This is a genomic window from Cellulomonas sp. NPDC057328, assembly GCF_042667215.1.
Taxonomy (GTDB): Bacteria; Actinomycetota; Actinomycetes; order Actinomycetales; family Cellulomonadaceae; genus Cellulomonas.
In genome coordinates, this window is the sequence record NZ_JBHUZW010000026.1 from 14,953 (window position 1) to 40,056 (window position 25,104).

A 25,104-nucleotide genomic window follows, 5' to 3' on the forward strand; every position below is an offset into this window, starting at 1 on the left:
CGAGGAGGGGCTGACATGGGCATCGAGGAAGCGCCCTCGGGCTTCCTGCTGACGACGGTCGAGGACCTCGTCGGCTACTTCCGCAAGGGCTCGCTGTGGCCGGTGACGTTCGGCCTGGCGTGCTGCGCGATCGAGATGATGGCGACCGGCGCCAGCCGGTTCGACATCTCCCGGTTCGGCATGGAGGTGTTCCGCGCGTCGCCGCGGCAGGCGGACCTCATGATCGTCGCGGGCCGCGTGAGCCAGAAGATGGCGCCGGTCGTGCGGCAGGTCTACGACCAGATGTCGGAGCCCAAGTGGGTGCTGTCGATGGGCGTGTGCGCGTCCAGCGGCGGCATGTTCAACAACTACGCGATCGTGCAGGGCGTCGACCACATCGTGCCGGTGGACATCTACCTGCCCGGCTGCCCGCCGCGGCCGGAGATGCTCACGCACGCGATCCTCGCGCTGCACGACCAGATCCAGAACGCGCCCCTCGGCGTCAACCGCACGGAGGCGGCCGCGGCCGCCGAGGCCGCCGCGCTCGCCGCGACGCCGACCTCGCACATGACGGGGCTCCTGCGGTGACGCCGGAGCACGCACCCGAGAAGCGCCCGGCGGAGGGCGACGCGCCCGTGCCGGCGGGGGAGAAGGCCGACGCCGCGTCGGCCGTCAAGCCCGGCGCGGAGGGCACCGCCCCGTCGGCCGCCGTCGCGCAGCAGACGTCGGCCGCTGCCCTCGAGGCGGGGTCGCAGAACGTCGGCGCGGGCGCCGCGCGCACGCCGCTCGACATCGTCGACGTGCGGACCGGCATGTTCGGCGTCGCGGGCTCGGGCGACACGTCCGGCTACGGCGGGCTCGTGCGCACCGTCGCGATGCCCGGGCCGAGCGAGCGGCCGTACGGCGGCTGGTTCGACGAGGTCGTCGACGTGCTGACCGAGGTGCTCGACGAGTCCGGCACGGGCTTCGCGAACGCCGTCGAGTACGTGACGGTCGACCGCGAGGAGCTCACGCTGCACGTGCGGCGCGAGCACGTCGTCGAGGTCGCCCGGGCCCTGCGCGACGACCCGGACCTGCGGTTCGAGATGAGCCTCGGCGTCAGCGGCGTGCACTTCCCGCACGAGACCGGCCGCGAGCTGCACGCCGTCTACCACGTCGTCTCGATCACCCACGGGCGCCGCCTGCGGTTCGAGGTCGCCGTCGCGGACGACGACCCGCACGTCCCGTCCACCACGGCGGTCTACCCCGCCAACGACTGGCACGAGCGCGAGACCTGGGACTTCTTCGGCATCGTCTTCGACGGCCACCCCGGGCTCGCGCGCATCGAGATGCCCGACGACTGGCCGGGCCACCCGCAGCGCAAGGACTACCCCCTCGGGGGCATCCCGGTCGAGTACAAGGGCGCCTCCGTGCCGCCCCCGGACCAGCGGAGGTCGTACAGCTGATGACCGCCCCCACGTCGCACACCCCCCACGCCACGGCGCACGTCGTCGACGACGAGACCACCGGCCGGCCCACCTTCGAGGCGTCCGGCGGCGACTGGTCCGACATCGCCGAGGAGGCCGCGCGCCTCGGCGAGGAGCGCATCGTCGTCAACATGGGCCCGCAGCACCCGTCGACGCACGGCGTGCTCCGGCTCATGCTCGAGATCGACGGCGAGACCGTCACCGAGGCCCGGGCCGGCATCGGCTACCTGCACACGGGCATCGAGAAGAACATGGAGTACCGCACCTGGACCCAGGGCGTGACGTTCTGCACCCGCATGGACTACGTCGCCCCGCTGTTCCAGGAGGCGGCCTACTGCCTCGCGGTCGAGAAGCTGCTCGGCATCACGGACGACGTGCCCGAGCGGGCGACCGTCATCCGCGTGCTGATGATGGAGCTCAACCGCATCTCGTCGCACCTCGTCTGCCTGGCCACGGGCGGCAACGAGCTCGGCGCGACGACGATCATGACCGTCGGCTTCACCGCCCGCGAGCAGGTCCTCCAGGTCTTCGAGCTCATCACCGGCCTGCGCATGAACCACGCGTACATCCGCCCCGGCGGCGTCGCGCAGGACGTGCCGCCCGGGTCGATCGACTCGGTGCGCGAGGCCCTGGTGCAGATGCGGCACTACTTCCGCCAGCTCGAGGACCTCATGCTGGCCAACCCGATCCTGCAGGCGCGCCTCAAGGACGTCGGGACGCTCAACCTCGCGGCGTGCACGGCCCTCGGCATCACCGGCCCGGTGCTGCGCTCGACGGGCCTGCCGTACGACGTGCGCAAGGCGGCGCCGTACTGCGGCTACGAGACCTACGACTTCGACGTGCCGGTGAACGACGGCGCCGACTCGTGGTCGCGGGTGCTGCTGCGGATGGAGGAGTGCTACCAGTCCATGCGGATCGTCGAGCAGTGCCTCGACCGGCTCGCCGCGCTGCCCGCGGGCGACGTGATGGTGCACGACAAGAAGGTCGCGTGGCCGGCGCAGCTGGCGATCGGCACCGACGGCATGGGCAACTCGCTCGGGCACATCCGGGAGATCATGGGCACCTCGATGGAGGCCCTGATCCACCACTTCAAGCTGGTGACGGAGGGCTTCCGCGTCCCGGCCGGCCAGGTGTTCCAGACGGTCGAGCACCCGCGCGGCGAGCTCGGCGTGCACCTCGTCTCCGACGGCGGGACGAAGCCGTACCGCGCGCACTTCCGCGACCCGTCCTTCAACAACCTGCAGGCCGTCTCGATGATGTGCGAGGGCGGGCAGGTGGCCGACGTCGTCGTCGCCGTCGCGTCGCTCGACCCGGTGCTGGGAGGGGTGGACCGCTGATGTCGGTGCAGCACGAGACGCCGGCGGCGAACCCCGCCGGCCGCACGCCGGGGGAGCGCCACGCCACCGGCTACGACGACGCGACGCGCGAGCGCCTCGCCGCCGACGCGGCGCAGATCATGGCGCGCTACCCGCAGGAGCGCTCGGCCCTGCTGCCGATGCTGCACCTGGTGCAGGCGGAGGACGGCTACGTCAGCCCGCGCGGCATCGCGTTCTGCGCCGCGCAGCTGGGCCTGACGACGGCCGAGGTCTCGGCGGTCGCGACGTTCTACACGCAGTACAAGCGCCACCCCAACGGCACGTACACCGTGGGCGTCTGCACCAACACGCTGTGCGCGGTGATGGGCGGCGACGCCATCTGGGAGGAGCTCACGGAGCACCTCGGCGTCGACCACGACGAGACCACCGAGGACGGCGCGATCACGCTCGAGCGCATCGAGTGCAACGCGGCGTGCGACTACGCGCCGGTCGTGATGGTCAACTGGGAGTTCTTCGACGACCAGACGCCGCAGTCGGCGCGCGACGTGGTGGACCGGCTGCGCGAGGGCGTGCCGGTCGCGCCGACCCGCGGTGCCGCCTCCGTCTGCACCTTCCGGCAGATGAGCCGGGTCCTCGCGGGCTTCCCCGACGGCCGCGCCGACGAGGGCGTGGGGGCCGGCCCCGCGACGCTGCGCGGCACGCTGCTGGCGAAGGAGAAGGGCTGGCGCGCGCCGGACTTCCCCGACGTGCAGCACGTCGAGGGTCAGGTCTCCCCGTCGGGCGGCGCGCCCGCCGGGCAGGCGCAGCCCGAGGACGCCAAGCCCGCCGCCACCGGCGCGGGCCCCACCCCGGCCGGTCAGCAGCCCGGTGCCGACCCCAAGGTCGGCGCCGAGGAGTCCAGCGCCCAGCGCCCGGCGACGACGCCGTCCGACTCCTCGCCCGAGGGTCAGCAGCGCCGGCAGCGCACCGACGACGCGAAGGAGTCGTGATGACGACCCTGGCACCCGTCCTGTCCGCGCACTGGGACGCGGACCGCTCGTGGACCCTGGCGACCTACGAGGACAACGGCGGCTACCGCGGCCTGCGCCGCGCGCTGAACATGCAGCCCGCCGACGTCGTGACGATGGTCAAGGAGTCGGGCCTGCGCGGCCGCGGCGGCGCCGGCTTCCCGACGGGCATGAAGTGGGGCTTCCTGCCCGCGCCCGACGGCGGCCCGCGCTACCTCGTCGTCAACGCGGACGAGTCCGAGCCGGGCACCTGCAAGGACATCCCGCTGATGATGGCGAGCCCGCAGGCGCTCGTGGAGGGCGTGGCCATCACGTCCTACGCGATCGGCTGCACGCACGCGTTCATCTACGTGCGCGGCGAGGTGCTGCACGTGTACCGCCGCATGCTGCGCGCCGTCGAGGAGGCGTACGAGGCCGGGTACCTGGGCAAGGACATCCTCGGCACGGGCGTCGACCTCGACGTCACCGTGCACGCCGGCGCCGGTGCGTACATCTGCGGCGAGGAGACGGCGCTGCTCGACTCGCTCGAGGGACTGCGCGGCCAGCCGCGGCTCAAGCCGCCGTTCCCCGCGGTCGCCGGCCTGTACGCGCGCCCGACGGTCGTGAACAACGTCGAGTCGGTGGCGTCGGTGCCGGGCATCCTCGTCGGCGGCGCGTCGTGGTTCACGTCGATGGGGACCGAGCGCTCCGCGGGGCACGGGCTGTTCTCGCTGTCGGGCCACGTCGAGCGCCCCGGTCAGTACGAGGCGCCGCTCGGCATCACGCTGCGCGAGCTGCTCGACATGGCGGGCGGCGTCCGGGCGGGCCACGAGCTGAAGTTCTGGACGCCCGGCGGGTCGTCGACGCCGATCTTCACCGCCGAGCACCTCGACGTGCCGCTGGACTACGAGTCGGTCGGCAAGGCCGGCTCGATGCTCGGCACACGTGCGCTGCAGATCTTCGACGAGACCGTCTCGGTGGTCCGCGCGGTGACGCGGTGGATGGCGTTCTACAAGCACGAGTCGTGCGGCAAGTGCACGCCGTGCCGCGAGGGCACGTTCTGGCTGCTGCAGGTGCTGCAGCGGCTCGAGGCCGGGCAGGGCACGAGCGGGGACATCGACCTCCTGCTCGACCTGTGCGACAACATCCTCGGCCGCTCCTTCTGCGCGCTCGGCGACGGGGCGACGAGCCCGGTCACGAGCGCCGTGAAGTACTTCCGGGAGGAGTTCGAGGCGGGCACGCACACGCCCGCCGACGTCCTCTTCCCGCCGGAGCGCAGCGCGCGCTTCGAGTACACGCCGCGTCGTCGCACGCAGCTCGCGGGGGTGCACGCATGACCATCACGACGCCCAACCGGCGCACCGACGCGCGCGCGGACGCGGCCACGCCGCTCGTCCCCGCCGCGCCCCCGGCGCACGAGCCGGAGCCCGAGGCGACCGTCACGTTCGAGATCGACGGCCTGGAGACGACCGTGCCCAAGGGCACGCTCGTCATCCGCGCCGCCGAGCGCCTCGGCATCCAGATCCCGCGGTTCTGCGACCACCCGCTGCTCGCGCCCGCCGGCGCGTGCCGGCAGTGCCTCGTCGAGGTGTGGGCGCCGGGCCGCGACGGCAACCTCGCGAAGATGCCGAAGCCGCAGGCCTCCTGCACGCTCGAGGCCACGCCCGGCATGCAGGTCAGGACGCAGCACACGTCGCCCGAGGCCGACAAGGCGCAGCACGGCGTCATGGAGCTGCTGCTCATCAACCACCCGCTCGACTGCCCGGTCTGCGACAAGGGCGGCGAGTGCCCCCTGCAGAACCAGGCGATGAGCAACGGGCGCACCGCGACGCGGTTCGTCGACGTGAAGCGGACGTTCCCCAAGCCCATCGCGGTCTCGACGCAGGTGCTGCTCGACCGCGAGCGGTGCGTGCTGTGCCAGCGGTGCACGCGGTTCTCCGAGGAGGTCGCCGGCGACGTCTGGATCGACCTGCAGAAGCGCGGCGCGCAGCAGCAGATCGGCACGTTCGACACCGAGGTGCTCGGGTTCGCGGGGGAGACGCCCGTCGGCGCCGCCACCCTCGACACGAGCGGTCGCCCGTTCTCGTCCTACTTCTCCGGCAACACGGTGCAGATCTGCCCGGTCGGCGCGCTGACGTCGGCCGCGTACCGGTTCCGCGCGCGCCCGTTCGACCTCGTCTCGACGCCCGGCGTCGCCGAGCACGACAGCAACGGGTCGGCCATCCGCGTGGACCACCGCCGCGGCGTCGTGCTGCGGCGCCTCGCCGGCGAGGACCCGACCGTCAACCAGGAGTGGGTGACGGACAAGGACCGCTTCGCGTTCCGCTGGCAGTCGGCCGCCGACCGGATCACCACGCCGATGGTGCGCCGGCCGCAGGGCGACGGCACGCGCGGCCCGCTCGAGCCGTGCAGCTGGTCGGAGGCGCTCGAGACCGCCGCCGTCGGCCTGCAGGCCGCGGTCGAGGCGGGCGCGGGCGCCGGCGTGCTGCCCGGCGGTCGCCTCACGCTCGAGGACGCCTACGCGTACGCCAAGCTCGCGCGCGTCGCGCTGCGCAGCAACGACGTCGACCACCGGTCGCGCCCGCACTCCCCGGAGGAGGAGGCGTTCCTCGGCCACGTGGTCGCGGGGCGCACGCTCACCGTCACGTTCGCCGACCTCGTCGCCGCGCCCACGGTGCTGTGCGTCGCGTACGAGCCGGAGGAGGAGGGCGGCATCGTCTTCCTGCGGCTGCGCGACCGCGTCGTCGCCGGCCGGACGCGCGTGCTGTCGGTCGCCGCGCTCGCGAGCCGCGGGCTGGAGCGCCTGGACGCCACGCTGCTGCGCGCCGCCCCCGGCACCGAGCCCGAGGTGATCGACGCGCTCGACGCGGGCGCGTCCGAGCCGCTGCTCGCCGACGCCGCCGGTGCGCTGGCGGCGGACGGTGCCGTGATCCTCGTCGGGGAGCGCGCGGCCGAGGTGCCGGGCCTGCTGTCCGCGGTGCTCCGGCTCGCGGGGCGCACGGGCGCCCGTCTCGCGTGGGTGCCCCGGCGCGCCGGCGAGCGGGGCGCGGTCGAGGCCGGCACGCTGCCGGGCCTGCTGCCCGGCGGCCGCCCGGTCGCCGACTCCGCGGCGCGCGTCGACATGGCCGCCGTCTGGGGCGTGGACGACCTGCCCGCGACGCCCGGCCGCAGCGCGGACGAGATCCTGCGTGCCGCGGCGGAGCGCCGGCTCGGCGCCCTCGTCGTGGGCGGTGTCGACCCCGCCGACCACGCCGACCCGCGGCTCGCGCGCGCGGCGCTGGACGCGGTGCCGTTCCTCGTCTCGCTCGAGGTGCGCGCGTCGGAGGTCACCGACCGCGCGGACGTCGTGCTGCCGGTCGCGCCGCCGGTGGAGAAGCCCGGCACGTTCGTCACCTGGGAGGGGCGCCCGCGCCCGTTCGCGCAGGCGCTGACGAGCACGTCGATGGCCGACCACCGCGTGCTCGACCGCCTCGCGGACGCGATGGGCGTCGAGCTCGGCACGGGCTCGCTCGCCGCGGTGCACGCCGAGCTCGACCAGCTCGGCGGCTGGGACGGCGCGCGCCTGCCGGCGCCGGACGTCGACGTGGCCGAGCCGCCCGCGGTCCCGCCGGGGCACGCGGTGCTCGCGACGTGGCACCTGCTGCTCGACGGCGGCCGCCTCCAGGACGGCGAGCCGTACCTGGCCGGCACGGCGAAGAGCCCGCTCGCGCGCGTCTCGGCCGCCACGGCCGCGGCCGTGGGCGTCGAGGACGGCGCCGAGCTCGAGGTCGCGACCGACCGCGGCACCGTGCGGCTCCCCGTGCTGGTCACCGACATGCCGGACCACGTGGTGTGGCTGCCGACGAACGCACGCGGCTGCGCGGTCCGCGACGTGCTGGGCGCCGGTGCCGGCACCGTGGTGCGGCTCGCGCCCGCCCGCTCGGGCGTCGCGCCGGTCGCCGCCGCCGCGCCGTCCACCGGCCCGGTCACGGGGGACACCGCGGACGCCGTGTCCGGCGTCCGCATCGACGAGGGGGAGCGCGCATGAGCCCGCTGCTGCTGCCGGCGGCCGTCGGCGACGGCGCCCAGGTCGGCGTGAGCGCCGACTTCAGCCAGGACGTGTTCTGGGTGTGGCTGCTCAAGGCCGTCGCGATCATCGTGTTCCTGCTCACGAGCGTGCTCATCGCCATCTGGTTCGAGCGCAAGGTCGTCGCGCGCATGCAGGTGCGGCCCGGCCCCAACGTGCACGGCCCGTTCGGCCTGCTGCAGTCGCTCGCCGACGCGATGAAGCTCCTCGTCAAGGAGGACGTCACCGTCAAGGCGGCCGACAAGCTCGTCTACATCCTCGCGCCGATGATCGCCGTGTTCTGCTCGCTGCTCGTCTACGCGGTCATCCCGTTCGGGCCCGAGGTGAGCATCTTCGGCGTCGTGACGCCGCTGCAGCTCACCGACTTCCCCGTCGCGGTGCTCTACATCCTCGCGTGCGCGTCCGTCGGGGTGTACGGGATCGTGCTCGGCGGCTGGTCCTCGAGCTCGACCTACCCGCTCCTCGGCGGGGTGCGCTCCACGGCGCAGGTCATCTCGTACGAGCTGGCCATGGGCCTCTCGCTCGTCAGCGTGTTCATCATGGCGGGGTCGATGTCGACGTCGCAGATCGTCGACTCCCAGACGCAGGTCTGGTGGTTCCTGCCCCTGCTGCCCGCGTTCGTCATCTACCTCGTGTCGATGGTCGGCGAGACGAACCGCCTGCCGTTCGACCTCCCCGAGGCCGAGGGCGAGCTGGTCTCCGGCTACATGACCGAGTACTCGTCGATGAAGTTCGCGTGGTTCTTCCTCGCCGAGTACATCAACATGCTCAACGTCTCGGCGGTCGCGACGACCCTCTTCCTCGGCGGCTGGCGCGCGCCGTTCGTCCCGGCCGACAGCTTCCTGCAGCAGGGCTGGTGGCCGGTGCTGTGGTTCCTCGCCAAGGTCTGGTTCTTCATGTTCCTGTTCGTGTGGATCCGCGGGTCCGTCCTGCGCTTCCGCTACGACCAGTTCATGAAGATCGGCTGGAAGGTGCTCATCCCGGCCGCGCTCGTGTGGGTCGTCGCGGTGGCGCTCGTGCAGGCCGTCCGCCAGCTGTGGGACGTCGACCTGCGCACCACGCTGTTCGTGCTCGCGGGGATCGTGGTCGTCGGGATCGTCGTGTCGTTCCTGGTCCCCGAGAAGCAGCCCGCGCCGGAACCACCGGCGGACCCCGAGCCGTTCGACCCGTTCCGCGACGGGTACCCCGTCCCGCCGCTGCCCGGCCAGGTGCTGCCGCCGTCCCCGCGCGCGCAGCGCCGGCTCGCGGCGACCGCGACCGACGCCGCCCCCGCGGCGCTCCCGTCAGGCCCGTCCGGACCCGAGACCCCGCAGGAGGTGCGCGGTGGCTGAGCGCAGGAAGAAGCCGACCGGCGACGTCGGCCGGCAGGGCCGCGACGTCGAGCGCGCCCCGCGCGGCGGCGAGGTCGACCGGCCCACCGAGGGCTACGAGTCGCTCATCGAGAAGCGCTCGGGCCTGTCCGAGCTGCTCGCCCCCGTCGGCGGGTTCGGCGTGACGCTGTCGAACATGTTCCGCCCGACCGTGACGGAGCAGTACCCGCGCGAGCAGGTGCCGACCAAGCCGCGGTACCACGGGCGCCACCAGCTCAACCGGTACGCCGACGGGCTGGAGAAGTGCATCGGCTGCGAGCTGTGCGCGTGGGCCTGCCCCGCGGACGCGATCTACGTCGAGGGGGCCGACAACACCCCCGACGCGCAGTTCTCGCCGGGGGAGCGGTACGGCCGCGTCTACCAGATCAACTACCTGCGCTGCATCTTCTGCGGCCTGTGCATCGAGGCGTGCCCGACCCGCGCGCTCACGATGACGAACGAGTACGAGCTCGCGGGCCCCACGCGCGCGGGCATGATCTGGGAGAAGCAGGACCTGCTCGCGCCGCTGCGCTCCGGCCAGCTCGCGAGCCCGCACCCGATGGTCGAGGGCACGACGGACACCGACTACTACCGCGGCGACGTCACGGGCGTGACCGAGGACCAGGTCGCGTGGGTCGCGGAGCACCGTCCCGACGACCCGACGCTGCCCGTCAACGCCGAGCAGGGCGCGACCGTGCCCGACCTCGGCGAGACGCGCCTCGCGCAGGCCGCCGTCACCGCCGCCGCGCGCCGCCAGGGAGGGGCCCGATGAGCGGCACGCTCGCGACCGTGCACGCCGCGCTTCCCGCCGTGCTGCCGACGGTGCTGCCCGCCGCGCTCGAGGAGACCGGGCGCACGACGACCGGCGAGGCGGTGCTGTTCTGGGTGCTCGCGCCGATCATGGTGCTCGCCGCGCTCGGCCTGCTGTTCGCGCGCAAGACCGTGCACGCCGCGCTCGCGGTCGTCGTCGTGATGGTGTCGCTGGCGTTCCTCTACGTCGCGCAGGACGCCGTGTTCCTCGGCGTCGCGCAGGTCGTCGTGTACACCGGCGCGGTCATGATGCTGTTCCTCTTCGTGCTCATGCTCGTGGGCGTCGACCGGTCCGACTCGCTCGTGGAGACGATCCGCGGGCAGCGGTGGATCGGGGTGCTCGCGGGCCTCGGGCTCGGCGTCGTGCTGGCCGGCGTGCTCGGGCGGGCGACGTACGCACCGGCCCGCGGGCTCGTCGAGGCCAACGCCGCCTCGAACCCCGTGGGCGTGGCGCGGCTGGTCTTCGGGGACCACGTGCTCGCGTTCGAGGTCGTGGGCTGCCTGCTCGTGGTGGCCGCGCTCGGCGCGCTCGTGCTCACGCACCGCCGCCGCCTCACGCCGCGCATCGGCCAGCGCGAGCTCGCCGAGCGCCGCGTGCGCGAGGGCGGCAGCCTCGTGCCGCTGCCCGCGCCCGGTGTCTACGCGCGGCACAACGCCATGGACGTGCCGGCCCTCGGGCCCGACGGCCGGCCGCTCGAGCACTCGGTGCCGCGCGTGCTGCGCGTGCGCGGCCAGGAGGCCGACGCGCGCGAGTACGCCGCTCGCATCGACCGCGTGCTGGCGGGCGGCTGGGCCAACGGCGCCGGGTCGTTCACGTCCGCCACCGGGGACGGCCCGCCGCTCGGCGCGCGTGCCCTCGCGGTGCACGCCGCCGGCCAGGAGGACGCCCCGCCGGACGCGCCGGGCGGCGCGGACGGCGCCGACGAGCCGTCCGCCGCGAGCGCCGACGCGCACACCGCCGACGGGGACGAGATGCGCGACGAGGAGGTCGTCCGGTGAGCCTGACCCACTACCTCGTGCTGGCCGCGGTCCTGTTCGCGATCGGTGCGACCACGGTCCTGCTGCGGCGCAACGCGATCATCGTGTTCATGGGCGTGGAGCTCATGCTCAACTCGACGAACCTGCTGCTCGTGACGTTCTCGCGCTACCACGGGAACCTCACCGGCCAGGTGCTCGCGTTCTTCGTGATGGTCGTCGCGGCCGCGGAGGTGGTCGTCGGGCTGGCGATCATCGTGTCGATCTTCCGGACCCGGCGCTCGGCCTCCGTCGACGACGTCAACCTGCTGAAGAGCTGAGGGGCGGCACGTGCACACCCTGATGTCCCTGACGACGCCTGCCGTCGTGGCCGCCGCGGACCCCGCGGTGGCGACCGCGCCGTGGGGCGGCGCGCGCACCGCCGCGCTGCTGGTGGTCCTGCCGCTGCTGTCGGCCGCCGTCCTGCTCCTGCTCGGTCGCCGCGCCGACCGGTGGGGCCACTGGCTCGGCGTGCTCGCGTCCGCCGCGTCGTTCGTGGTCGCCGCCGTCCTGCTGATCGGGCTGCTCGGCCGCCCGGCGGAGGAGCGCGTGCACGACGTGTCCTTCGGCACGTGGGTCGACGCCGGCGCGCTGAGCGTCGACGCCGGCCTGCGCGTGGACCCGCTCTCGCTCACGTTCGTGCTGCTCGTGACGTTCGTCGGCACGCTCATCCACGTCTACTCCGTGGCGTACATGGACCACGACGTCGACCGCCGGCGCTTCTTCGCGTACCTCAACCTGTTCGTCGCGGCGATGCTCCTGCTGGTGCTCGCCGACTCCTACCTGCTGCTGTTCGTCGGCTGGGAGGGCGTCGGCCTGGCGTCGTACCTGCTCATCGGGTTCTGGAACCACAACACCCCGTACGCGGTGGCGGCCAAGAAGGCGTTCGTCGCCAACCGCGTCGGCGACGTGGGCCTCATCCTCGCGATGGGCCTGATGTTCGCGACCTTCGGCAGCCTCGACTTCGGCACGGTGCACGCGGGCGTCGCGCAGGCGAGCGAGGGGACCCTCACGCTCATCGGCCTCGCGCTGCTGCTCGCTGCGTGCGGCAAGTCGGCGCAGTTCCCGCTCCAGTCGTGGCTCGGCGACGCGATGGCGGGCCCGACGCCGGTCTCGGCGCTCATCCACGCGGCCACCATGGTCACCGCGGGCGTCTACCTCATCGTGCGCTCGGGCGTGATCTACGCGGCGGCGCCGACCGCCCAGCTGGTCGTCGCGGTGGTCGGCACGATCACGCTGCTGTTCGGCGCGGTCGTGGGCTGCGCGAAGGACGACATCAAGAAGGCGCTCGCCGCCTCGACGATGTCGCAGATCGGCTACATGGTGCTCGCCGCGGGCCTCGGGCCCGTCGGGTACGCCTTCGCGATCTTCCACCTCGTCACGCACGGCTTCTTCAAGGCCGGCATGTTCCTCGGCGCCGGGTCCGTCATGCACGGCATGGACGACCAGGTCGACATGCGCCGGTTCGGCGGCCTCGGCCGGTACATGACGATCACGTACGTCACGTTCATGGCCGGCTGGCTCGCGATCCTCGGCGTCTTCCCGTTCGCCGGCTTCTGGAGCAAGGACAAGATCATCGAGGCCGCGTTCGTGCCGGTCGACGGCGAGCCGTGGCGGGCCTGGGTGTTCGGCGGGATCGCGCTGCTCGGCGCCGGCATCACGGCGTTCTACATGTCGCGCCTGTTCTTCCTCACCTTCGAGGGGCAGAAGCGCTGGTCCGCGCGGCGCGACGGGTCGGCGCAGCACCCGCACGAGTCGCCGCTGCTCATGACGGTCCCGATGATCGTGCTCGCGGTCGGCTCGGTGGGCCTCGGCTGGCTGCTCTCGGGCGCCGGGTTCGTCGAGTGGCTGGAGCCGTCCGTCGGGCACGCCGAGCACCACGAGCCCGTGCTGCCGGTGCCGGTCATCGTCGGCGCCACGCTCGCCCTCGTGCTGGTCGGCGTCGTGCTCGCGTGGCGCATGTACGCGGTCGGGCAGGTCCCCGTCGCGCCCCCGCGCGGCACGGTCGCCACCCGGGCGGCCCGCAAGGACCTCTACCAGGACGTCGTCAACGACGCCGTCCTCGTCGAGCCCGGCCGGTACCTGACGCGCTCGCTCGTGTACGGGGACAAGGCCGTCGTCGACAACGCGGCGACCGGCCTCGGCCGCGCCACGGTCGGCGTCGGCGACGCGGTGCGCCGCGTGCAGAACGGGTACGCCCGGTCCTACGCCGCGTCGATGCTCATCGGGCTCGTGGCGCTCACGGTCGTCGTCCTGGCCGTGCGCGGCTGAGGCGGAGGAGGCGGACAGATGACGGACTTCCCCTGGCTCACCGCGCTGGTGGTGCTGCCCGTGCTCGGCGCGGTCGCGCTGTGGGCGCTGCCCGCGGGCGCGCGCCGGCACAGCCGGACCCTCGCGCTCGCGGTCGCGCTGCTCGAGCTGCTGCTGACGGCCGCCGCGTTCGGCGCCTTCGACACCGCGGCGGCCGGCACGCACCAGCTCGCCGAGACGTACCCCTGGATCCCGGCGTTCGGCGTCTCGTGGGCGCTGGGCGTCGACGGCGTCGGCCTGGCCCTCATCGCGATGTCGGTGGTGCTCGTGCCGCTCGTCGTGCTGGCCGCCTGGCGCGAGCAGGGCGCCGGCGACGTGCCGACCGACCGGCTGCGGCACTACCTGGCGCTGGTCCTGCTGCTCGAGGCGTTCGTCGTCCTCGTGTTCGCGGCGCGCGACGCTTTCCTGTTCTACGTCGTCTTCGAGGCGATGCTCATCCCCGTCTACTTCATGATCGGCGGGTTCGGCGGGGCGCGGCGCCGGTACGCCGCGGTGAAGTTCCTGCTGTACTCGCTCGCCGGCGGGCTGATCATGCTGATCGGCGTCATCGGGCTCTACCTGCAGGGGCCGCGCGGGCCGCAGGGCTTCCTCGTCGACAACCTCACGGGCCTCACGCTCGACCCGACGCTCGAGCGGTGGCTGTTCCTGTCGTTCTTCGTCGCGTTCGCCATCAAGGCGCCGATGTTCCCCGTGCACACCTGGCTGCCCGACGCGGCCGAGCAGGCGCCCGCCGGCACGTCGACGCTGCTCGTCGGCGTCCTCGACAAGGTCGGCACGTTCGGCATGCTGACGCTCTGCCTGCCGCTGTTCCCGGACGCGTCGCGCTGGGCCGCGCCGGCCGTCATCGCGCTCGCCGCGGTCTCGGTGCTCTACGGCGCGCTGCTCGCCATCGGGCAGAAGGACCTCATGCGGCTGGTCGCGTACACGTCGGTGTCGCACTTCGGCTTCATCGTGCTCGGCATCTTCGCGTTCACGTCGACGTCGGTGGCCGGCTCGTCGTTCTACATGGTCAACCACGGGCTCTCGACCGGGGCGCTGTTCCTGCTCGTCGGCTTCCTCGCCGCGCGGCGCGGGTCGCAGCAGGTCGCGGACTTCGGCGGCCTGCAGAAGGTGGTGCCGGTCATGGCGGGGATGTTCCTCGTCGTCGGCCTGTCCGCCCTGTCGCTGCCCGGCCTCTCGACGTTCGTCAGCGAGATCCTCGTGCTCGTCGGCAGCTTCGGCCGGCACCCCGTCGCGGCGACCGTCGCGACACTCGGCGTCGTGCTCGCCGCCGTCTACGTGCTGTGGACGTACCAGCGGCTCTTCACCGGGCCGGTGCGTCCCGAGCTGGCCGCCATGCCGGAGGCGTCGGCGCGCGAGCGCTGGGTCGTCGGCCCGCTCATCGCCGCGATGCTCGTGCTCGGGTTCCTGCCCGGGCCCGCGCTCGACCTCGTGCGGCCCGCCGCCGAGACGACGCTCACGCAGGTGGGCGTCGAGGACGTCGAGCCCGACGTCCTCGTTGCCGTGCCCGCGTCCGAGGAGGGGAGCGACCGGTGAACACCTTCACCGCACCCGACATCGCCTGGGGCCCGCTGGTCCCGGTGCTCGTCGTGCTGCTGGCGGCCGTCGTCGGCGTGCTCGTCGAGGCCTTCGTGCCCGACCGGCTGCGCCGCCCCGTGCAGCTCGGCCTGAGCGTCGCCGCCCTCGCGGGCGCCCTCGTCGCCGTCGCCGCCCTGTGGTCGGACGTGCGGCGCACCGGCGGCACCGACGTGCTCACCGGGTCGCTCGTCGTCGACGGGCCGACGCTCGTGCTGCAGGCCACGCTCGCGCTCCTCGCGCTGCTGTCCGTGCTGCTCTTCGCCGACCGCCTCACCGGCGGCGAGGACGCGTTCGCGCCGTCCGGTGCCGCCGTGCCCGGGTCGGACTACGAGGAGGTGGCGCGCCGCAAGGGACTGCGCCAGACCGAGGTCTTCCCGCTCCTGCTCTTCGCCACCGGCGGGATGATGATCTTCCCCGCGACGGCCGACCTGCTGACGCTGTTCGTGGCGCTCGAGGTGCTGTCGCTGCCGCTGTACCTGCTCGCGGGCCTGGCGCGCCGGCGCCGCCTGCTGTCGCAGGAGGCGTCGATGAAGTACTTCCTGCTCGGCGCGTTCGCCTCCGCGATCATGCTGTTCGGCATCGCCCTGCTCTACGGCTACAGCGGGTCCGTGCGGTTCACGGACATCGCCGCCGCGACGAGCGTGCCGGGCGGCCTCGACGACCTGCTGCTGATCGGAGCGGTGCTGCTGCTCGCAGGCCTGCTGTTCAAGGTCGGCGCGGTGCCGTTCCACATGTGGACGCCGGACGTCTACCAGGGCGCGCCCACACCCGTCACCGCCTTCATGGCCGCGTGCACCAAGGTCGCCGCGTTCGGCGCCCTGCTGCGCGTCGTCTACGTCATGCTGCCCGGCCTGTCCTGGGACCTCGAGGTGGTCCTCTGGGTCGTCGCGCTGCTCACCATGGTCGTCGGCACGGTCGCCGCGCTCGTCCAGACGGACGTCAAGCGCCTCCTCGCGTACTCGTCGATCGCGCACGCCGGGTTCGTGCTCACCGGCGTGGTGGCGCTCGAGGCGAGCGGCATCACCGCCGTGCTCTTCTACCTGCTGGCGTACGGCGCGACGACGGTCGGCGCGTTCGGCCTCGTGACCCTCGTGCGCGAGCGCGGCACCGGGGACGCCGACGGGGAGCCGGCCGTGCTCGGCGAGGCCACGCGGCTGTCCCAGTGGGCCGGGCTCGGGCGCACGCACCCGCTGCTCGCCGTGACGTTCACGCTCTTCCTGCTGTCGTTCGCCGGCATCCCGCTCACCGCCGGGTTCACCGGCAAGTTCGCCGTGTTCACCGCCGCCGTCGAGGGCGGCGCCTGGCCGCTCGCGCTCGTCGGCGTGCTCTCGTCGGTCGCGGCCGCGTTCTTCTACGTCCGCATCATCGTGCTGATGTTCTTCACCGACCCCGCCGGGGCGCGCGACGGCGTCCCGCGCGACGGTGCGGGTGCCGGTGGGCAGGACCGTGCCGGCGAGGGTGCGGGCGAGGACGGTGCGCGCGTGCCCGTGACCGTCGGTGGCGGCGCCACCGCCGCGGGAGCCGACGACGCGCCGGGCGCGGCGGCCGCGTCGGCGAGCGCGTCCCCGGCGACGTCCACCGGGACGGCGACCGAGCCCGCGCGCGGCGGCACCACCGTGGTCGGCGGCGAGGGGCTGACGGTCGTCGCGGTGGCGGTGTGCGCCCTGCTGACCGTCCTGCTCGGCGTCGTGCCGCAGCCGGTGCTCGACGCGATCGCGGACGTGGCGGTGCTGCTGCCGTGACCCGACCGCGCCGGTCCGGACGAATGCGGCGGAACCGGGCGTCCTCGACGTCCCGTTCCGTACGACGACGTGCGGACGGATAGGTTCGTCCCGTGACGACCGCCCTCGCCCTCCCGCTGCACGACGCCGAGCTGGCGGAGCGCCTCACGGGGCGCATGTCCCTGGTCGAGGAGCTGCTGCGCGACTCCGTCACGTCGACCGACCCGATCGCCGACCTCGCGTCGCGGCACCTGGTCAACGCGGGCGGCAAGCGCCTGCGGCCGCTCCTCACGCTCCTGACGGCCGAGCTCGGCCACGCCGACCGTCGGGAGGTCGTCGACGCGGCCGCCGTCGTCGAGCTCACGCACCTCGCGACGCTGTACCACGACGACGTCATGGACTCCGCGCCGGTGCGCCGGGGGGCGCCGTCGGCGCACGAGGTCTGGGGCAACTCCGTCGCGATCCTCACGGGCGACCTGCTGTTCGCGCGGGCGTCGTCGCTCGTGTCGGGGCTCGGCCCGGAGGCGGTGCGCATCCAGGCGGCGACGTTCGAGCGCCTCTGCCTCGGGCAGCTGCACGAGACGGTCGGCCCGCGCGGCGACGAGGACCCGGTCGAGCACTACCTGCAGGTGCTCGCCGACAAGACGGCGTCGCTCATCGCGACGTCCGCGCGGTTCGGCGCGATGTTCGCCGGCTGCTCCGCGGAGGTCGTGCGCACCGTCACCCGGTTCGGCGAGTGCGTCGGCGTCGCGTTCCAGCTCGCCGACGACGTCATCGACCTCACGTCGGACGGCACGGTCACCGGCAAGACACCCGGCACCGACCTGCGCGAGGGCGTGCCGACGCTGCCCGCGCTGCTGCTGCGCGCCCGCGCCGGCGCCGCCGACGCCACGGACGCGGACCGGGCCGCGCTCGCCCTGCTGGACGGCGACCTCTCCGACGACGCCGCGCTGGCCGAGGCCGTCGCGGCGCTGCGCCAGCACGACGTCGTCGCCCGCACGCGTGCGAAGGCGGTGGAGCTGGCGCACCAGGCCGTGGCCGAGCTCGCGCCGCTGCCGGCCGGGCCCGTCAAGGACGCGCTCGTGGCCTTCGCCGAGGCCCTCGTCGACCGCGCCTCGTGAGCCGGGCGGCGTGATGGGAGCGGGCGTCGAGCTGCGGTCCGCGGTCGCCACGGACCGCGCGGCACGGGACACGAACGAGGACAGCGCGTGGGCGGCGGACGGCCTGTACGTCGTCGCCGACGGCATGGGCGGGCACGAGGCCGGCGAGGTCGCGTCGCGCGTCGCGATCGAGGCGGTGAGCGCCCTCGCGGGCGCCGAGCCGACGCTCGACGACGCGGGCGACGTGCTGCGCGAGGCGCACCGGCGCGTCCGCGACCTGCCGGCGGGCGGCGAGCGACGTCCCGGCACGACCCTGACGGGCGTGGTCGTGACGAGCCGGGACGGCGAGCCGTGCTGGCTGGTCCTCAACGTCGGCGACTCCCGCACGTACCGCATGGTCGGCGGGATCCTCGAGCAGCTGACGCGCGACCACTCCGAGGTCGCCGAGCTCGTCGCGGACGGCCTCCTGTCGGTCGAGGACGCGGCGCACCACCCGCGCCGGCACGTCGTCACACGCGTGCTCGGCGGCGGCTCCGCGTCGGTCGAGCCCGACCTGTGGCTGTTCCCCGTGAGCCAGGGCGACCGGATGGTCGTCTGCTCCGACGGCCTGACCGACGTGCTCCCCGACGCCCGCATCCAGGCGGTGCTGCGCGTGCAGCCGGACGCCCGCGACGCGGCCGAGCGGCTCGTGCGCGAGGCGCTCGCCGCCGGCGCCCAGGACAACGTGACGGTGGTCGTGGTCGACGCGCTCACGGTCACGCGCACCGGCGCCCCGGACGCCGCCGGGCGATGACGGCCCGTCCGGCGGGGGCTCGGCCGTGAGCACGCGCGCCGCCGCCCCCCGGTGCGCCACGTGCGGCATGCCGTTGCCGCCCGAGGCGGCGTCGTGCTCCGTGTGCGGGGCCCGCGTGCCGCTCATCGCCCGCGCCGACCTGGCCCGGCGCGCCTCCGACGGCAGCACGACCGGCCGTCGCACGGCCGTGCCGTCGCCGCCCGTGCGCCACGAGGGACCGGACGACCGGCACCGGCGCGACGACCTGCCCGCCCCGGTCGCGCGCCGCACCGGCGACGCCGGCGCGACGCCGGCGCCGTTCGGCCCCGCGGTGCGCCGCCGGGCCGTCGAGGCGCCGCCCGTCCCGGAGCCCCCGTCCGTCGGCCGGCGCGTGCTCGCGCAGGTGGTCGACGCCGCCGTGCTCGGGATCGGGGCGGGCGCGGCCGCCGTGGCAGCGACGGCCGCGGGTGCGCCGCTGCTCTCGGCCGCCGCCACGGCCGCCGTCCTCGTCGCCGTCGCGCAGGTGGTCGCCGAGGGCGTGACCGGCTCGACGGCGGGTGCGGCGGCCCTCAACCTCCGCACCGTGACGCACGCGACCGGGGGCGCACCCGGCGTGGGGCGGGCCCTCGTGCGTCAGCTCGTCGTCGGGCTCGGCGCTGTGCTGCTGCTGGTCGGCTCGTGGCTGGTCGCGGCCTCCGCGGTGTTCGACCGCGGGCCGCACCGGCGCGGGTGGCACGACCGGGCGTCGGGGACCCGGGTGGTCGACGCCGCGACGCCCGCGGCGGCGCGCGGGCCGGGACCGGACGCCGCCGACCGCCCGGGGACGCCGCGCGACGCGGGGCACGCGTCCGCGCCGCCGCCCGCCCCCGGTGCGCCGGCAGCGCCCGCGTCGTCCGACCGGGGTACGTCCGCCGTCACCCCGTCCGAGCGTGAGTCGTCCGGTCCCGTGCGGTCCGACCCCGAGCCCGACCCCGCGCCGTCCGGAGCCCTGACGCCGCCGACGGCGCTCGCGCTCGACCGCGACCCCGCCGCCCCGTCCGCGTGGTCGGCGCCGACCGCCCCGCCGGCGTGGTCGCCGCCGGATGCGCCCGACCGCGGGGACGGTCCCGCCCTGCCCGCCGCCGGCGGCGAGCCCGACGGCACCGACCCGCGGCCGGCCCACCGCCTCCCGGACGCGCCCGTCCCCCCGGCTCCGGCCCCGGCGACGCCGCTGCCCCCGCCGCCCGCGGCGGTGCCCGAGGCGACCTCGCCCGGGGCGCACGACGAGCTCGTGGAGCTCGAGCACACCCGCGTGCGGGACCCTGCGCAGCTGCGGCGCCGGGCGGTCACGCTCGCCCTGCTCTTCGACACGGGCCCGCGCGTGCGGGTCGTCGGCCGTGGTCTCGCGGGCCGCGGCCCGCGCGCCGAGGACGGGTCGGACATCCTGCACGTGGTCGCGGTCGACGACCCGTCCCGGTCGGTGTCGCGCGTGCACCTCGAGTTCGGGCCGGAGGCGCCGGCGTCCGCGGACGACGTCGCGGGCGTGTGGGTGCTGGACCGCGGGTCGACGAACGGCACGGTCGTGGTCGCGCCGGACGGCGACGCGCGCGTGCTGCCCCCCGGCACGCGGGCCGTCGTGCGCGCCGGCTGGACGGTCCGGCTGGGGGAGCGGGTCGTGCGCGTCGAGGACGACTGACCGGTCCCGTCCGGGCCGGGTCCGGCCCGCGCGGCGTCAGCGCGCCGTCGCGGCCCCCGGGTCGGCCGCCGCGGGCGGCACCGCGGCCGCGTCCCGGGCCCGCGCGGCGAGGCGGGTCGCCCGCGCCGAGCGCAGCCCGTCGACGCTGAGCACGACCAGCGCGAGCCACACCAGCCCGAAGCCCCACCACCGGGCGGGCGGCATCTCCTCGTGCGCGACGAGCACCCCGATGGCGAGCTGCAGCACGGGCGCCAGGTACTGCAGCATCCCGACGACCGACAGCGGCAGGCGCCGTGCCGCGGAGTTGAACAGCAGCAGGGGCACGGCCGTGAGCACCCCGGACGCGGCCAGCCCGGCGGCGTGCCAGCCGCCGAGCGCACCCCACGTCCCGCCGCCGGCGGCGTGCAGCCACGCGAGGTAGCCGACCGCGACGGGGACGAGCACCGCCGTCTCGGCGGCGAGCCCCGGGAGGGCGGGGACGCGCGCGCCGACGGTGCTCTTGATGAGCCCGTACACGCCGAAGCTGGCGGCGAGCGTGAGCGCGATCCACGGCAGCCGGCCGAGCCCGGCCGTGATGACCACGACGGCGGCGGCGCCGAGACCGAGCGCGACCCACTGCACGGCGCGCAGCCGCTCGCCGAGCACGAGGACGGCCAGCCCCACGGTGACGAGCGGGTTGATGAAGTAGCCGAGCGCGGCGTCGACGACGTGCCCGGTCGTCACGCCGTGCACGAACACGAGCCAGTTCACGGCGAGCAGCACCGCCGCGAGCGTCAGCCGGGCGAGCAGCCGGCCGTCGCGCAGGAGCGTGACGAACACGCCCCACGTCCGGGTCGCGAGCAGCAGGACGACGCAGAACAGCAGGGACCACACGACGCGGTGGGCGATGATCTCGACCGGCCCGGCGGGGGCGAGCAGCGGGAAGTAGAGCGGCAGGCCGCCCCACAGCACGTAGGCGCCGACCCCGGCGGCGAGGCCGGCCCGGCGGTCGGGGGCGGGGGCGTCGGGCACACGTCACTGTAGGCGCGGCCCGCGCGGCCACGCGTCGCGCGGCGCGCGAACGGTTGACGGTGACGCGGGTCACGCCTAGTGTCGCGTTGCAGCATGTTGCGTACGTCACGCAAGCAGTTGCGACCCTGTCGTCGCGATGACGTGCGTGCGCCCCGGACGTCACGACGGCCGGGTCACCTCCTCCACCGCGACGCCGCCCGGCACGGGCGCGTCGCCTGCCCGGTGCAGCGCCGCGCCGGGCGAGCCGCCCGACGTCGTCGTCGGGCACGACCCGAGGAGACCCCGTGCCCGCATCACCCCCGGCCCGCCGTCGTCGCCCGTTCGCGGCGACGCTCGCGGCCCTGACCGCCGTCGCGCTGACGCTCGCCGGCGCCGTCGGCTCCGTCGCGTCCGCACCGCCCGCGCAGGCGGGCCCGCCCGGCGACCGGCCCGGCGTGCACCTCTTCCAGTGGACGTGGGACGCGATCGCCCGCGAGTGCACCGACGTCCTCGGCCCGGCCGGGTACGGCTGGGTGCAGACCTCACCGCCGAACGAGCACGCCGTCGTCGGCGGGCAGTGGTGGACGTCGTACCAGCCGGTCAGCTACCGCATCGAGTCCAAGCTCGGCACGCGCGCGGAGTACGCGGCCATGGTGTCCGCGTGCCGGTCGGCGGGCGTGAGCGTGATCGCCGACGTGGTGGTCAACCACATGAGCGGGCAGACCGGCGGGACCGGCTGGGCCGGCACGCAGTTCTCGACCGAGCGGTACCCCGGCCCGGCCGGCGGCTACGGCCCGCAGGACTTCCACGACTGCCGCACGGACATCGCGAGCTACCAGGACCGGTACCAGGTGCAGAGCTGCCGTCTGGTCGGCCTCCAGGACCTGCGCACGGAGTCGGAGTACGTGCGCCAGGAGATCGCGGACTACCTCAACGACCTCATCGCCCTCGGCGTGCGCGGGTTCCGCGTCGACGCCGCGAAGCACATCGCGGCGGCCGACCTCGAGGCCATCCGCGCCAAGCTGTCCGACCGCAGCGTCTTCGTCGTGCACGAGGTCATCGGCGCGGGCGGCGAGCCGATCCAGCCACGCGAGTACCTCGGCTCGGGCGACTCGCACGAGTTCAGCTACGCGCGCCACCTCGAGGGACGGTTCCAGGCGAACGAGCTCGCGAGCCTGCGCACGCTGGCGAGCCAGTCGTGGCTGCTGCCGTCCGACCGGGCGGGCGTCTTCGTCGACAACCACGACACCGAGCGCAACGGCGAGACGCTGTCGTACAGGAACGGCACCGACCACCGCCTCGCCAACGTGTTCATGCTCGCGTACCCGTACGGCTGGCCGACGGTCTACTCCGGCTACGCGTTCACCGACCACGACGCGGGCGCGCCGTCCGAGGCGAGCGGGGCCGTGCGCGACGCCGTGTGCGGGCAGGGCACGTGGACGTGCGCGCACCGCTGGAACGAGACCGCGCACATGGTCGGGTTCCGCAACGCGGCCGCCGGCACGGGTGTCACGGACTGGTGGGACGACGGCGGCAGCCGCATCGCGTTCGGGCGGGGGAGCGCCGGGTACGTCGCGCTCAACGCCGGGTCGTCGCCGCTGCAGCGCACGTTCCAGACGGCGCTGCCCGCGGGTGCCTACTGCGACGTGATCAGCGGCGAGCGGTCGGGCGGGTCGTGCACGGGCGCGACGGTGACGGTCGACGGCTCCGGGCGCGCGACCTTCACCGTGCCGGCGGAGGGTGCCGTCGCGGTGCACGTCGGCCAGCGCGCCACGGGCGGCACGCCGACGCCGCCCACGCCGAGCCCGACGGCGTCGTCCACCGCGGCGCCGGCCCAGGTCGCGTTCGGGGTGCACGCCACGACGACGTGGGGCCAGGACGTGTACGTCGTGGGCGACCACCCGTCCCTCGGTGGCTGGGACCCGGCGCGCGCGGTGGCGCTGTCGTCGGCCACGTACCCGGTCTGGCGGGGCGCGGTCGCGCTGCCCGCGGGGACGACGGTCGCGTACAAGTACGTCCGCCGGCAGGGCACCTCGGTCGTGTGGGAGTCCGGCGCGAACCGCACGGTGCGCGTGCCCGCGAGCGGCACGCTCGCGCTCGCGGACACGTGGCGCCCGTGACGCCGTCGGCGTCCGCGCGCGCCCGTCCCGCGGGCGCCTCCTGATCGCCGCCCGGCCCCGCGGTGCACGCCGCCGCGGGCCGGCCGGTGCGCGACGGGGTGGCGTCGGGCGCGTGGAGGTGACCGGCGCCACCCTGCTCGTGGGCCCCCGGAGGGGACGCCCTCCGGGGGCCGCCGACCCTCTGCACCGCGCTGACCTGCGCCGACGCCGGGAGTCCACATCGTGGGCTGTCCGTATCGTGGAGTGGACATGAGGGTGACCTCACCCGAGCGACTAGAATCGGGCGAGCAGCGCCCTCCGCGCGGACTGCACGCACGCCGCCTCGGGACGGGCCCACGCCCGCACCGCGGCCGTCGCGGCGGCCCGGCCCGACCGAGGGCTCCCCGACCGGAAGGCAGCCTCGACCCGTGAGCACCCCGACCCTGCGCGTCGCGATCGTCGGCGCGGGACCGGCCGGCATCTACGCGGCCGACATCCTGTCGAAGACCGACCTCGACGTCAGCATCGACCTGTTCGAGCGCCTCCCCGCGCCGTTCGGCCTCGTCCGCTACGGCGTGGCGCCCGACCACCCGCGCATCAAGCAGATCATCGTCGCGCTGCACAAGGTGCTCGAGCGCGGCGACATCCGGCTGATCGCGAACGTCGACTACGGCACGGACCTCAAGCTCGACGACCTGCGCCAGTTCTACGACGCGGTCATCTTCTCCACCGGCTCGATCCGGGACGCCGCCCTGCCGGTGCCGGGCATCGAGCTCGACGGCTCGTACGGCGCCGCCGACTTCGTGTCCTGGTACGACGGGCACCCCGACGTGCCGCGGACGTGGCCGCTCGAGGCGCAGCAGGTCGCCGTGCTCGGCGCCGGCAACGTCGCGCTCGACGTCGCGCGCATCCTGGCCAAGCACGCCGACGACCTGCTGCCGACCGAGGTGCCGGCCAACGTCTACGAGATCCTCAAGGCCAGCCCCGTCACGGACGTGCACGTGTTCGCCCGCCGCGGGCCGGCGCAGGCCAAGTTCTCGCCGCTCGAGCTGCGCGAGCTCGGCCACGTGCCGGACGTCGACGTCGTCGTGTACGACGAGGACTTCGACTTCGACGAGGGCTCCGAGGCCGCGATCCGCTCGAGCAACCAGACGAAGCAGGTCGTCAAGACCCTGACGGACTGGACGCTCAAGGACCCGGCCGAGATGACGGCCTCGCGCCGCATCCACCTGCACTTCCTGCACAAGCCGGTCGAGGTGCTGGGCGAGGACGGCAAGGTCGTCGGCCTGCGCACCGAGCGCACGAAGCTGCGGGGCGACGGCAACGTCGTGGGCACGGGGCAGACGTTCGACTGGCCGGTCCAGGCGGTCTACCGCGCGGTCGGCTACTTCGGCTCGCCGCTCGCCGACATCCCGTTCGACGACGTCGCGGGCGTCGTCCCCAACCACGAGGGCCGGGTCATCGACGTCGACGGCTCGCACCTGCCCGGCGTCTACGCCACGGGCTGGATCAAGCGTGGTCCCGTCGGCCTCATCGGCCACACCAAGTCCGACGCGTCCGAGACGATCCGCCACCTCGGCGAGGACGTCGCGGCCGGCGGCGACGCGTTCTACACCGCGACCGAGCGCGACCCGCAGGCCGTGCTCGAGCTGCTCACGGCCCGCGGCGCCGAGCCGATCGACTGGTCCGGCTGGGAGCTCCTCGACGCGTACGAGAAGTCGCTGGGGCAGCCGCACGGGCGCGAGCGCGTCAAGGTCGTGCCCCGCGAGGAGATGGTCGCGGTCGCGCTCGGACGGCAGCAGCCGACCGCCTGACGCACGGCGTCCGGCACCACCCGCAGCACCCGCGCAGGGCCCCGCACGCACCGCGTGCG

Annotated in this window: 19 protein-coding genes; 18 read left to right on the plus strand and 1 reads right to left on the minus strand. The window is 74.6% G+C overall.

The window, feature by feature from the left end:
- Window positions 1–15 precede the first annotated feature (15 nt).
- The 16 genes from ACFUMH_RS07140 to ACFUMH_RS07215 all read left to right on the plus strand — a co-directional run bounded on the left by ACFUMH_RS07140 (window position 16) and on the right by ACFUMH_RS07215 (window position 20,142).
- The gene (locus tag ACFUMH_RS07140) at window positions 16–567 is read left to right on the plus strand and encodes a NuoB/complex I 20 kDa subunit family protein (RefSeq protein ID WP_378202564.1); all 552 of its coding nucleotides are present in this window, start codon (window positions 16–18) and stop codon (window positions 565–567) included.
- Window positions 564–1,424 (plus strand): NADH-quinone oxidoreductase subunit C, encoded by an 861-nt coding sequence (locus tag ACFUMH_RS07145; protein ID WP_378202567.1) that lies wholly within the window; start codon window positions 564–566, stop codon window positions 1,422–1,424. The genes ACFUMH_RS07140 and ACFUMH_RS07145 overlap by 4 nt, the downstream gene beginning before the upstream one ends.
- Complete coding sequence (locus tag ACFUMH_RS07150) at window positions 1,424–2,782, plus strand: NADH-quinone oxidoreductase subunit D (RefSeq protein WP_378202570.1); 1,359 nt, start codon at window positions 1,424–1,426, stop codon at window positions 2,780–2,782. The genes ACFUMH_RS07145 and ACFUMH_RS07150 overlap by 1 nt, the downstream gene beginning before the upstream one ends.
- Window positions 2,782–3,750 carry an NADH-quinone oxidoreductase subunit NuoE gene (nuoE, locus tag ACFUMH_RS07155; RefSeq protein ID WP_378202572.1) on the plus strand — a complete coding sequence of 323 codons (969 nt, stop codon included), beginning with the start codon at window positions 2,782–2,784 and terminating at the stop codon, window positions 3,748–3,750. The genes ACFUMH_RS07150 and nuoE overlap by 1 nt, the downstream gene beginning before the upstream one ends.
- Window positions 3,747–5,084, plus strand: a complete 1,338-nt coding sequence (gene nuoF / locus ACFUMH_RS07160; protein WP_378202575.1) for an NADH-quinone oxidoreductase subunit NuoF — start codon at window positions 3,747–3,749, stop codon at window positions 5,082–5,084. Before nuoE ends, nuoF begins: the two co-directional genes overlap by 4 nt.
- On the plus strand, window positions 5,081–7,774 hold the full coding sequence (locus ACFUMH_RS07165) for an NADH-quinone oxidoreductase subunit G (protein ID WP_378202578.1): 2,694 nt from the start codon (window positions 5,081–5,083) through the stop codon (window positions 7,772–7,774). The genes nuoF and ACFUMH_RS07165 overlap by 4 nt, the downstream gene beginning before the upstream one ends.
- Window positions 7,771–9,144: an NADH-quinone oxidoreductase subunit NuoH gene (nuoH, locus tag ACFUMH_RS07170; RefSeq protein ID WP_378202581.1), complete on the plus strand. Its 1,374-nt coding sequence runs from the start codon at window positions 7,771–7,773 to the stop codon at window positions 9,142–9,144. Before ACFUMH_RS07165 ends, nuoH begins: the two co-directional genes overlap by 4 nt.
- 106 nt (window positions 9,145–9,250) lie before the next feature.
- Complete coding sequence (gene nuoI / locus ACFUMH_RS07175) at window positions 9,251–9,934, plus strand: NADH-quinone oxidoreductase subunit NuoI (protein ID WP_378202615.1); 684 nt, start codon at window positions 9,251–9,253, stop codon at window positions 9,932–9,934.
- Window positions 9,931–10,971: an NADH-quinone oxidoreductase subunit J gene (locus ACFUMH_RS07180; RefSeq protein WP_378202584.1), complete on the plus strand. Its 1,041-nt coding sequence runs from the start codon at window positions 9,931–9,933 to the stop codon at window positions 10,969–10,971. Before nuoI ends, ACFUMH_RS07180 begins: the two co-directional genes overlap by 4 nt.
- On the plus strand, window positions 10,968–11,267 hold the full coding sequence (gene nuoK / locus ACFUMH_RS07185; protein ID WP_378202587.1) for an NADH-quinone oxidoreductase subunit NuoK: 300 nt from the start codon (window positions 10,968–10,970) through the stop codon (window positions 11,265–11,267). Before ACFUMH_RS07180 ends, nuoK begins: the two co-directional genes overlap by 4 nt.
- Before the next feature lie 10 nt (window positions 11,268–11,277).
- Window positions 11,278–13,257 carry an NADH-quinone oxidoreductase subunit L gene (gene nuoL / locus ACFUMH_RS07190; RefSeq protein ID WP_378202590.1) on the plus strand — a complete coding sequence of 660 codons (1,980 nt, stop codon included), beginning with the start codon at window positions 11,278–11,280 and terminating at the stop codon, window positions 13,255–13,257.
- Between the two features lie 18 nt (window positions 13,258–13,275).
- The gene (locus ACFUMH_RS07195) at window positions 13,276–14,832 is read left to right on the plus strand and encodes an NADH-quinone oxidoreductase subunit M (protein WP_378202593.1); all 1,557 of its coding nucleotides are present in this window, start codon (window positions 13,276–13,278) and stop codon (window positions 14,830–14,832) included.
- Window positions 14,829–16,616, plus strand: a complete 1,788-nt coding sequence (gene nuoN, locus ACFUMH_RS07200) for an NADH-quinone oxidoreductase subunit NuoN (protein WP_378202596.1) — start codon at window positions 14,829–14,831, stop codon at window positions 16,614–16,616. Before ACFUMH_RS07195 ends, nuoN begins: the two co-directional genes overlap by 4 nt.
- A 155-nt stretch (window positions 16,617–16,771) precedes the next feature.
- Window positions 16,772–17,716, plus strand: a complete 945-nt coding sequence (locus ACFUMH_RS07205) for a polyprenyl synthetase family protein (RefSeq protein ID WP_378202618.1) — start codon at window positions 16,772–16,774, stop codon at window positions 17,714–17,716.
- Between the two features lie 13 nt (window positions 17,717–17,729).
- Entirely contained in the window at window positions 17,730–18,488 is a 759-nt protein-coding gene (locus ACFUMH_RS07210) for a PP2C family protein-serine/threonine phosphatase (protein WP_378202599.1), read from the plus strand.
- A 67-nt stretch (window positions 18,489–18,555) separates the two neighbouring features.
- Complete coding sequence (locus ACFUMH_RS07215; RefSeq protein ID WP_378202603.1) at window positions 18,556–20,142, plus strand: RDD family protein; 1,587 nt, start codon at window positions 18,556–18,558, stop codon at window positions 20,140–20,142.
- 36 nt (window positions 20,143–20,178) lie between these two features.
- Here the strand turns inward: ACFUMH_RS07215 and rarD are convergent, their stop codons facing one another.
- A complete protein-coding gene (gene rarD / locus ACFUMH_RS07220; RefSeq protein ID WP_378202606.1) occupies window positions 20,179–21,153 on the minus strand; it encodes an EamA family transporter RarD in 975 nt (324 codons plus the stop codon).
- A 284-nt stretch (window positions 21,154–21,437) separates the two neighbouring features.
- Between rarD and ACFUMH_RS07225 the strand changes: the two genes are divergently transcribed.
- Together ACFUMH_RS07225 and ACFUMH_RS07230 are read left to right on the plus strand one after the other, a co-directional pair.
- Window positions 21,438–23,252 (plus strand): carbohydrate-binding module family 20 domain-containing protein, encoded by a 1,815-nt coding sequence (locus ACFUMH_RS07225; RefSeq protein ID WP_378202609.1) that lies wholly within the window; start codon window positions 21,438–21,440, stop codon window positions 23,250–23,252.
- A 407-nt stretch (window positions 23,253–23,659) separates the two neighbouring features.
- Window positions 23,660–25,045, plus strand: coding sequence for an FAD-dependent oxidoreductase (locus ACFUMH_RS07230; protein ID WP_378202612.1), 1,386 nt, complete (start codon window positions 23,660–23,662; stop codon window positions 25,043–25,045).
- Window positions 25,046–25,104: the final 59 nt, after the last annotated feature.

What these genes read in the sequence shown, in the direction of transcription:
- ACFUMH_RS07140 (WP_378202564.1), top strand. Translation starts at nt 16, where the DNA reads ATGGGCATCGAGGAAGCGCCCTCGGGCTTCCTGCTGACGACGGTCGAG.
- ACFUMH_RS07150 (WP_378202570.1), top strand. Translation starts at nt 1,424, where the DNA reads ATGACCGCCCCCACGTCGCACACCCCCCACGCCACGGCGCACGTCGTC.
- nuoE (WP_378202572.1), top strand. Translation starts at nt 2,782, where the DNA reads ATGTCGGTGCAGCACGAGACGCCGGCGGCGAACCCCGCCGGCCGCACG.
- ACFUMH_RS07165 (WP_378202578.1), top strand. Translation starts at nt 5,081, where the DNA reads ATGACCATCACGACGCCCAACCGGCGCACCGACGCGCGCGCGGACGCG.
- nuoH (WP_378202581.1), top strand. Translation starts at nt 7,771, where the DNA reads ATGAGCCCGCTGCTGCTGCCGGCGGCCGTCGGCGACGGCGCCCAGGTC.
- ACFUMH_RS07180 (WP_378202584.1), top strand. Translation starts at nt 9,931, where the DNA reads ATGAGCGGCACGCTCGCGACCGTGCACGCCGCGCTTCCCGCCGTGCTG.
- ACFUMH_RS07195 (WP_378202593.1), top strand. Translation starts at nt 13,276, where the DNA reads ATGACGGACTTCCCCTGGCTCACCGCGCTGGTGGTGCTGCCCGTGCTC.
- ACFUMH_RS07205 (WP_378202618.1), top strand. Translation starts at nt 16,772, where the DNA reads ATGTCCCTGGTCGAGGAGCTGCTGCGCGACTCCGTCACGTCGACCGAC.
- ACFUMH_RS07210 (WP_378202599.1), top strand. Translation starts at nt 17,730, where the DNA reads ATGGGAGCGGGCGTCGAGCTGCGGTCCGCGGTCGCCACGGACCGCGCG.
- ACFUMH_RS07215 (WP_378202603.1), top strand. Translation starts at nt 18,556, where the DNA reads ATGCCGTTGCCGCCCGAGGCGGCGTCGTGCTCCGTGTGCGGGGCCCGC.